This is a genomic window from Leptolyngbya sp. FACHB-711 (genome assembly GCF_014695615.1).
GTDB lineage: Bacteria > Cyanobacteriota > Cyanobacteriia > Elainellales > Elainellaceae > Leptolyngbya_A.
In genome coordinates this window covers 1-8,992 of the sequence record NZ_JACJOR010000491.1, presented here as the reverse complement: position 1 = coordinate 8,992, position 8,992 = coordinate 1, and the positions used below count along the sequence as shown (strand labels likewise).

Genomic DNA, 8,992 nt, shown 5'->3' with positions numbered 1-8,992 from the left:
CCTTAATCTGACACTTTTGCTGAAGCCAACGCATCGTTTCAGCAATGCCCAAAACATCTGCGTCGGTTTCGCCCGGTAGGCCAATCATAAAGTAGAGCTTAACCCGATCCCAACCCTGCTCGTAGGCAGTTCTAACCCCGCGCAGCAGTTCTTCGTTAGTTAGCCCTTTATTAATAATATCTCGCATTCGCTGCGTGCCTGCTTCCGGCGCGAAAGTTAGCCCCGATTGCCGCGTTCCGCCCAGAATATTGGCGATATTTTCATCAAAGCGATCGACTCTCTGACTAGGCAGTGACAGCGAAATATTTTCACCCTGCAACCGATTTTTAATCTCAACGCCCACCGCGGGCAGTGCCAGATAGTCAGAACAGCTCAAAGACAGCAGCGAGAACTCGTTGTATCCGGTTGCCCGCATTCCCTGCTCGATCGCCTCTATGACCTGCTCCGGCTCTACATCCCTGGCTGGACGGGTAAGCATCCCCGGCTGACAAAAGCGACAACCCCGTGTACAGCCCCTCCGAATTTCGATCGTCAGACGATCGTGAACCGTTTCAATGTAGGGCACTAAACCAATCGAGTAGGCAGGCAAAGGCGTTGCCACCCGCCGCAAAACCCGGTCGGGCACATCAGGACGGCTGGGATGCACCGAGCCATCGGCTGCCATATCGTAAAACTGCGGCACGTACACACCGGGAACCTGTGCCAGATCCAACAAGATTTCTTCGCGGTTCAGTCCCGCAGCCTTACCTTCTTCCAGTACCAGACCGATCTCCGGCAGCAGTTCCTCCCCGTCGCCCAGCGCAATGAAGTCAAAAAAGTCAGCGTAAGGTTCCGGGTTTGAGGTTGCTGTTTGTCCGCCCGCAAAGATAAGCGGATAGCTGCCCTGCTCCACATTCCATCGGTTCTGATTAGCAGGTTGCTTCGCAGTTCCCCGAGAAGGTAATCGCTCTTTCCAGGTGAGAGGGATGCCTACTAAATCCAACATTTCCAGGATGTTGGTTGCTCCCAGCTCATAGCTGAGGCTAAAGCCCAAGACATCGAAATCGGTCAGCGATCGGCGTGACTCGACTGCAAATAGCGGGGTTTGAGTAGAGCGCAGTTTTGCTGCCAGATCGGGCGCAGGTAGATAGGAACGATCGCAGAGTTGCCGAGGCTGAGCATTGAGAATGCTGTAGAGAATGATGTGACCTAGGTTAGAAGCACCAACCTCATAAATTTCCGGGTAGGTAAGCACCCATCGGACTGCTGCGGCTTCCCAAGGTTTGTGAACCGCTCCCAGCTCATTGCCCAGGTAGCGAGCGGGCTTTAGGATTTCGGGCGTTAATAGCTGTTCAACTGCAACTGCCACGGTAAAGACAAGGAGTGACGATCGAGAAATTGAGAAAATCGCTGCGCGTCACCCCAAAAGGGGAACTGCTTCGCATCGACCTTCTCTTCCTGTTCACTATACCGGATTCAGGCTTAGCTCGTCGTCTAACAGAAGTCGTTTAGCAGAAATCGTTATAACAAAAATCGAACGACTCAATCTGCGAATGACAAACTGACTTGCAGGTGACCGGAGATGCACGAAGGATAGAAGGGCTTGTGAATGGCAAACTTAACGATCGTTTAACCTCAAACCGCTTTATCAGGCAGCCGTCAACTCGACCAAGGATTGTCCGTCCAAAATTTCAAAAACGCGATCGAGCTGGGTTAACTCAAAAACAATCCGTACAGAGGGAGAAATCCCAAATAGGATAAGCTGCTTACCAAGCTGCTGCGCTAGGGTCAGGGTCGAAACAAAAACCATGAGCCCTGCGCTATCAAGGGATTTAACGCCAGTCATATCAACTAACAAGTGTGAATATTCGATTGCGGTTACGGTTGCTGCAAGCTGCTTCTGCAAGGATTCAGCATTGTTGACGTTGATGTCGCCACTGGGCTGAACAACTACCTGTCGAGAGTATGTAAGGGTGCTGTGCATCATTCGATCCTGTCTGACTACAGATGGTTGAATTGAGACTCGAAGCTGGCTCTTGGAATGTACTAGACCATAACCTTGAAAATTTCTTGCATACTAGCCTGGAAGGAGAAATTTGCAGAATCTTTAACTGACAGGATTTCAGATTAAATCCTGATAGAATCACGCTTGTGCTGATGTATTGATAGTTACAAAAGCTGTCCGTACTTTATCTTGACTCTCCCTTTGTAACATTACTTGTCACACCAAGAACATCTGGTGCAACTCAACACCCAACACCTGTGGAAGGGTTGAGAAATGCCGCTTAAGGGAGAATCAGGAAATGGGAAATTAAGCCAAGCTGTTTGTTAGCCAGGCTAGCTTCATCACGACTTAATAGTGGATGAAGATCGATTAGGTGTATTCCAGCAGATAAAGAACTTTAGAAGTAACCATAGTTACTAATTTGGAAGTGGTTAAAGGTACATCTACCAACAGGAAGATTACTCACTTAAACAAACTTGATACCTTAGCCCAAATAACAGAATAAATATTTATCTGTTATTCTCCTGGTATAGTGCTTTGCAAAAGAGCATATCGTGATTTAAATCACAAAGTGGACAGCGTTGGATCATCGAAGTTGCAGCGGCGTTTCATGACAATGAAGTCCAGAGGTTGGTTTTTCCTACTTAACGCAGGACTTTCTAATAATGAAAACAACCCACGTAATTCGCCAGCTTGTTGCAAAGGCATTGCACATTAAGCAGCTCACTCCCGATATTGAAAATGAGATTAACTACGAGTTAACTCGTCTGGGCTACATCTCTGATGTGGACTATGAAGCACTGGAGCTGTTAATGGCGGAGATGGATGCTGGAAGGGTGCGGTTGGTTCCGAGCCCTTAGCAGAGGCTGCCTGCTCCTCAGGTCATCGCCTTGTATTCAACTGGTTTGCAAAGCAAGTCGTTCTGAGGGTTGCCATATCCGCAGTCTATTGCTTGTTTGTTTCTTCCCGATCGGGATTTGCATGATTCTGATTTGCAAGGCAAAGTGCCCGAATAAATTGCTGAAGCTGTTCTTGGGCGGAAGGATAGTGATGCTGCACAATCGCTTCATCCGAGGCTGAATAAGGTTCAGGTTTTAACCCGCTGAGCTTTGCCAGAACTGGAATCACCTCAGTATCCACTGCCATCTGAAACCAGGACAGGGGCAGCAGCAGATCAGATTCCTGCCGCAGGTCAACCAGCATTTCCAAGGCAATTTCGCTTGTCTGCCAATTGTCCCAGAGGGGGTGTTCTGCATCACTGAAGCCTCGGCTAAGTATAACCAAAGGACGTGCCCAGCAGAGCTGTCGATCGATCACCGTTTGAATCACCTCTGCATACAGACGCTTTTCTTCACACTCCAGAAACACGATTTGATGCGGTTGATACTCAACAAAGCTCATAGGCTGCGGTCAAAGGAAGATCTGCATTGGGCAGCGTTGGGGCGAGTAGCACATACTCTGATTCTAAACATACTCTCAGGGCTGCGTCGAAGTTCAAGAAGGCAGCAGGCAAAGGGTAGCAGCAGGCGCATCGGTCGATCGCTCAAGGTTTATTATTGCACTGCTTTGCCTTAAGGGAATTGTGGCTGAACCTTTAGCAGGGCGAGCGATTGCAAATCATGAAGTTTTGAAGTTCTACAAACAGGCTAATGTCTTCCGGTAGACTAGCCGTATGGGTTGATCAGAGGGAACAATGCGTGAACTGTATGCTGCGATCGAGCCATACACAACTGGCACACTCCAGGTTTCTGACCTGCACACTCTTTATTACGAAGAAGTAGGCAACCCTAACGGTAAGCCGATTGTCTTTCTACACGGCGGTCCGGGGGGCGGTATTGATCCAATTCACCGTCGGTTTTTTAATCCTCAGAAATGGCGCGTGGTGCTGTTTGATCAGCGAGGCTGTGGACGCAGTGTGCCCCATGCAGAACTCCGTGAGAATACAACCTGGCATTTAGTGAGCGACATTGAGCGACTGCGGCAGCATCTCGGCATCGATCGCTGGGTAGTGTTTGGCGGCAGTTGGGGCAGTACGCTATCGCTTACCTATAGTCAAACTCATCCTGAAGCCTGTAAGGGGTTGATCCTGCGAGGTATCTTTCTGTTGCGACAAAAGGAGCTGTCCTGGTTTTATCAGGAGGGTGCAAGCTACTTTTTTCCTGATGCCTGGGAAGCTTACCTGAAGCCAATTTCCCCCACAGAGCGTCACAATCTCATCACGGCATACTATGAGCGGCTCACCAGCGACGATCGCGAGATTCGCCAGCAGGCAGCCCGTGCTTGGTCAGTGTGGGAAGCTTCGACCAGTAAGCTATTGCCCGATGTGGGCTTGCAGCAGCGATTTGGCGAGAATCAGTTTGCCGATGCCTTTGCCCGAATCGAGTGCCACTACTTTGTGAATAAGGGTTTTTTTGAACAGGAAAACCAGCTTTTAGATCAGTGCGATCGAATTCGACATCTGCCAGTTGTGATTGTGCAGGGACGCTATGACGTGGTTTGTCCGCCAATGTCTGCTTGGGATTTGCATCAAGCACTACCTGAATCCGAGCTAATCATGATTCCCGATGCCGGGCATTCCATGACGGAACCTGGTATTTGCCATGCGCTGCTTGAAGCAAGCGATCGGTTTGCAGAGCTGTAGTTCCAGACTAGGTTTTAGCTTGAGCTTAACCTCTAGCTTGAGTTTTTAACTCGAAAGCGTCGGTTGGGGAGGCTGTATGAGTCGAGAAGACTGCATCAGCTCATAGAGATTCACATCTTTTTCGAGCAGGCAAGCGTGACCGCTATCCGGCAGCACAATCATTTCCGCATTGGGCAGCAGATTGACTAAGCGACGGGCTTCTGAGACCGAGGGAAATAGCTTATCTTGGGCACTGGCAACGACAAGCGTTGGTAGCATAATGCCACGAAACTGATATTCACTCACGTAAAAGTCGCGCAGTAGCGACTGTCGCCAAATGGACGATTGTTGCGTCACAAATCGCACTGCATCCAGCAACGCCTTCCGGTCTTCAGGCAGAATTCGGTCGAGCGATGCCAAGATTGTTAAAAAACTCAGCGTCGAGAGCTGATAGGTGTGTTCAGGCAGCAAGTGACTCAGGTAAGAACCCCAGTACACCCATGGACGCCGATTAAACGAAGAAGCTGGATTGACCAGAATGAGCCGATCGAATAAATGAGGCGCACGCAGAATCGTTTTAATCGCTAAACAGCCGCCAAACGACTCGCCGCAAAGATAAACAGGCTGATTTGGCTTTCGCTCTCTCTCCGCTTTCACCAGCGTGACGACTTGTTCCGCGAGCTGTTCCCATCCTGTCAAATCATCACCGGGGATTGATAAACACCGAATGTCAAACGCTTTCTCAACCCCAGCCACCTGAGCGCGGAAAAGCTGTCCGGTTCCATCCATGCCGGGTAGAAAGATAAATAGGGGTGCGCTGGGATTAAGTCGAGTCGGTGTACGGAAATAGGCGTGGGGCTGAGTGTCCGTCATAGGCGACATTAAGCTAATGCAGCAAATTAGTGCAACAGGCGATCGATTTCTTCACGGCAGTATTGGGTCAAATCAGCGACAACAGTTTTCGCCTGTTTTCCCTGGTAGCTTTCCCGCTGAGCAGGAGTCACCCACATGGGACGCCCCACAATCACATCTACTTTTTGATAAATCACCATTGGATGCCATCCAGGTTGGTCAAACAGCGGTTCCGATGGATCGAACCAGCTCAGCAGCTTCAGCGGGACTGCAACGTTATTGGTTTCGTCTTGAGAGGCGATCGCCACAGGCAGAATGGCTAAATCTTGAATTGGAGCACGCAGGGCAAGATGGGCGAATCCGCGCTGAAAGTTACCCACCTGATGTGGATCAGTGTGCTGCACCATTGGTTCAGTTCCTTCGGGGAAGATGCCGATTGCCTGCTGAGACTGAAGTAGTTGAATTGCCTGGTGAAAAAAGCCTTGCTGACGGTGATCGGGGGCATCAAGGGGAAAGCATCCTAACCGTGTCACAAACTCACGCATCAAGGGAACCTGACCCATATAGTGATGGCAGGCAAACCGGACCGATCGATCTAGCGTTGCCATCAGCAGAGGGGCGTCTAGAAAACTACGATGATTGCTGACGACGAGAACAGCACTATTTTGCGGAACACGATCGCGATGGTAAAAGAAGACGCGTGTCCCCAGCATATTGAGCAGCTGTTGAGAGATCAGCAGTGGGTTGTTAAACATCATGCTCCAGGAGGACTTGATTTCACTCTTGTAATATTAAGCAACTAAAGAAAGAGCGGTGCTGCCCACCGCGACCACTTTGGCAAAAAGCAGCTTTTGTAATTCATATCCTGACGCAACCTATGAGCTAATGCCCTCAACTAGGGGACGGATTTCGCCGATCGCGATTCAGCCTAATGAGCGACTTCTAGAGGATGAATGCAGTTCGATCAAGCGGAGCAGCACAGCTTGCTTTACACCTTGCACTGCACAGGAGATAGATTGAAAAACTGCTTAAACCGGAGCAGCTCGTCAAGGGCAGGTTTCTATTTGAGTCAGCGAACAAATCTTAAATGATTAAGGATTGAGTAAACTTATGTGAACAGCAAATGCTACCTTGGTATCGTGACCTGGCTTAGAAATTGTTTTAGAAGGATCAACCGTACTACATTTTCCCAATTCCAACTTAAGACAGGCTACCAAACCGCTACTTCGTTCACCTCTCAAGGTTAAGGAATTTAGGGAACGGTTCGGGCAGCCCTTACATGGCTCAATCAGACTCGCTTAATCAGACGCTTAGATTCGATCGATCGATTTATGCAGAATCTTCCTGGAATTTTCCCATCTGCAAGTTAAAGGCTAGCAGTTAATATTCTCTGAGGAAAATAACGGTATTGGAACTGAAAAGATGAAAAACAATTCATATCCAAAATAACGGCTCTTTACTCAGGAAAAATGCCCTTTAAGACCGATGAAACATTAATTGTTCAATCGTAGAAGTAACATACATTTGATTTACGACTTTTAGTAAAAGTAGAACTTTAAGCAGGAATTGTTACTTGTAGGCTTAACTTTAGTCAAAGATCTTGACCTGCTGAGAAGACTCAAGCAGCTTTCCCTTAATTAGGGATGAATCACAACAACCGTCGGGTATATTTGATAAATATTTTCAGGGTATTCTTTAATTTATGACCTTTAATACAAACCCTCAGGCTCCCTTTGCCATTACAACTCCGCTTTATTATGTCAATGATGTTCCTCATATAGGCAGTGCTTATACAACGATCGCTGCCGATGTTGCAGTTCGGTTTCAGCGACTCCTAGGCAAGCCTGTCTTGCTCATTACAGGAACGGATGAACACGGGCAGAAAATCCAGCGCACCGCAGAAGCCGCCGGACGATCGCCTCAAGAACACTGCGATTTAATTGTTGAAAGCTTCCTTTCCCTATGGGAACGGCTTAATATTCAGGTCGATCGCTTTATTCGCACAACCTCCTCCAAGCATGAGGCGATCGTCAAAGAGTTCTTTCAGCGCGTCTGGGATCAGGGTGACATTTACCTGGGGCGGCAGCAGGGCTGGTACTGCGTTTCCTGTGAGGAGTTTAAAGAGGAGCGAGAACTGCTGGAGGGTCATCGTTGCGCCATCCATACCAATAAAGAAGCCGAATGGCGGGACGAACAAAACTATTTCTTCCGGTTGTCCAGTTATCAGGGTAAGCTAGAGCAGCTTTACCGCGATCGTCCCGAATTTATTCAGCCTGAGAGTCGGCGCAACGAGGTCTTTGCCTTTGTCGAGCGCGGCTTGCAAGACTTTTCTATCTCGCGGGTCAACTTTGACTGGGGCTTTCCGATTCCTGAAGACCCTAGCCATGTGATTTACGTCTGGTTTGACGCGCTGCTGGGTTATGTGACCGCACTCTTACAACCCGAAGACGCGCCGACGCTGGCAAACGCGCTGGCAAAATGGTGGCCCATCAATACCCACTTAATCGGCAAAGATATTCTGCGCTTTCATGCGGTCTACTGGCCTGCGATGCTCATGGCGGCAGGGCTAGAGGTTCCCCATCGGGTATTTGGGCACGGCTTCCTTACTAAGGACGGGCAAAAGATGGGCAAGAGCCTGGGGAATACGATCGACCCTGTTGCCCTAACCGATCGCTATGGCTCTGATGCCGTGCGCTATTACTTCCTGAAGGAGATCGAGTTTGGACGCGACGGCGACTTCAACGAAACGCGCTTTATCAACATCCTGAATGCAGATCTGGCAAACGACCTGGGCAATTTGCTCAATCGGACGCTGAAAATGGCACCAAAATACTGCCATGGACAGATCCCTAAACTTGATCCCGCCGCTATTCCAGAAGATAACCTGCTGCGATCGAAGGGTGAGGGGTTAGGACAGCAAGTGCAGGAAGCCTTTGAAAGGCTGGGCTTTAGTCAGGGGTGCGAAGCCGTTCTAATGCTGGTTCGCGTGAGCAACAAGTTCATTGACGAGCAGGCTCCCTGGACGCTCTACAAGCAGGGCAAACAAGCCGAAGTTGAGCAGGTACTTTATAGCGTTCTGGAAACAGTTCGCCTTAGTGCCTACTTGCTGTCACCGATTATTCCAGGATTGAGCAACGCGATTTATCAGCAGCTTGGCTACCAGGTTGATTTCAATCAAAAAGACACTGGAACCGTTGTGCCTTTTGCAGTGCATTCTCAATGGGGCATTTTATTGCCAGGGCAGGAGCTGGGTGCAGCACAACCTATTTTTCAGCGGTTAGAGCTGCCTGAGAACGCTGTTTGATTTTTCTGTTTTAGGATAGGAACGATCGCCTGTTTACAGGCAACTTATTAAGAATTTAGCTGATTTAATTTCCCCTTAATAAAATTTTTGAGGTTTAACAAATCATGTTCAGTAACAATAACCATCATGGCGAAAACAATTCTATATTCACACCAGAACAGGTTCTAGAAAATCGGGGGCGAGTTGCTATCTTTATCGATGGTTCTAATCTGTTCTACGCCGCTCTCCAGCT

The 8,992-nt window shown here is 48.8% G+C and carries 8 protein-coding genes; 3 read left to right on the top strand and 5 right to left on the bottom strand.

All coding sequences use genetic code 11. The annotated features are described in order from the left end of the window. Both H6F80_RS23140 and H6F80_RS23135 read right to left on the bottom strand, forming a co-directional pair. A partial coding sequence (locus H6F80_RS23140; protein WP_190793882.1) for a radical SAM protein occupies positions 1–1,348 on the bottom strand: 1,348 nt, incomplete at its 3' end. Positions 1,349–1,627: 279 nt separating this feature from the next. Further along, positions 1,628–1,963 carry an STAS domain-containing protein gene (locus tag H6F80_RS23135; RefSeq protein WP_190793881.1) on the bottom strand — a complete coding sequence of 112 codons (336 nt, stop codon included), beginning with the start codon at positions 1,961–1,963 and terminating at the stop codon, positions 1,628–1,630. 686 nt (positions 1,964–2,649) lie between these two features. Between H6F80_RS23135 and H6F80_RS23130 the strand changes: the two genes are divergently transcribed. Continuing rightward, on the top strand, positions 2,650–2,844 hold the full coding sequence (locus H6F80_RS23130; RefSeq protein WP_190793880.1) for a hypothetical protein: 195 nt from the start codon (positions 2,650–2,652) through the stop codon (positions 2,842–2,844). Between the two features lie 85 nt (positions 2,845–2,929). Here H6F80_RS23130 and H6F80_RS23125 read toward each other — a convergent pair whose 3' ends face one another. Continuing rightward, positions 2,930–3,385, bottom strand: a complete 456-nt coding sequence (locus H6F80_RS23125; protein WP_190793879.1) for a hypothetical protein — start codon at positions 3,383–3,385, stop codon at positions 2,930–2,932. Positions 3,386–3,677: 292 nt separating this feature from the next. On the opposite strand from H6F80_RS23125, the gene pip reads away from it, so the two are divergent. Continuing rightward, positions 3,678–4,625, top strand: a complete 948-nt coding sequence (gene pip, locus H6F80_RS23120) for a prolyl aminopeptidase (protein WP_190793878.1) — start codon at positions 3,678–3,680, stop codon at positions 4,623–4,625. A 45-nt stretch (positions 4,626–4,670) separates the two neighbouring features. Here the strand turns inward: pip and H6F80_RS23115 are convergent, their stop codons facing one another. Next, the gene (locus H6F80_RS23115) at positions 4,671–5,477 is read right to left on the bottom strand and encodes an alpha/beta fold hydrolase (RefSeq protein ID WP_199296769.1); all 807 of its coding nucleotides are present in this window, start codon (positions 5,475–5,477) and stop codon (positions 4,671–4,673) included. Between the two features lie 26 nt (positions 5,478–5,503). Beyond that, on the bottom strand, positions 5,504–6,211 hold the full coding sequence (locus tag H6F80_RS23110) for a lysophospholipid acyltransferase family protein (RefSeq protein ID WP_242067526.1): 708 nt from the start codon (positions 6,209–6,211) through the stop codon (positions 5,504–5,506). A gap of 947 nt (positions 6,212–7,158) precedes the next feature. On the opposite strand from H6F80_RS23110, the gene metG reads away from it, so the two are divergent. Next, on the top strand, positions 7,159–8,760 hold the full coding sequence (gene metG / locus H6F80_RS23105) for a methionine--tRNA ligase (protein ID WP_190793875.1): 1,602 nt from the start codon (positions 7,159–7,161) through the stop codon (positions 8,758–8,760). Positions 8,761–8,992: the final 232 nt, after the last annotated feature.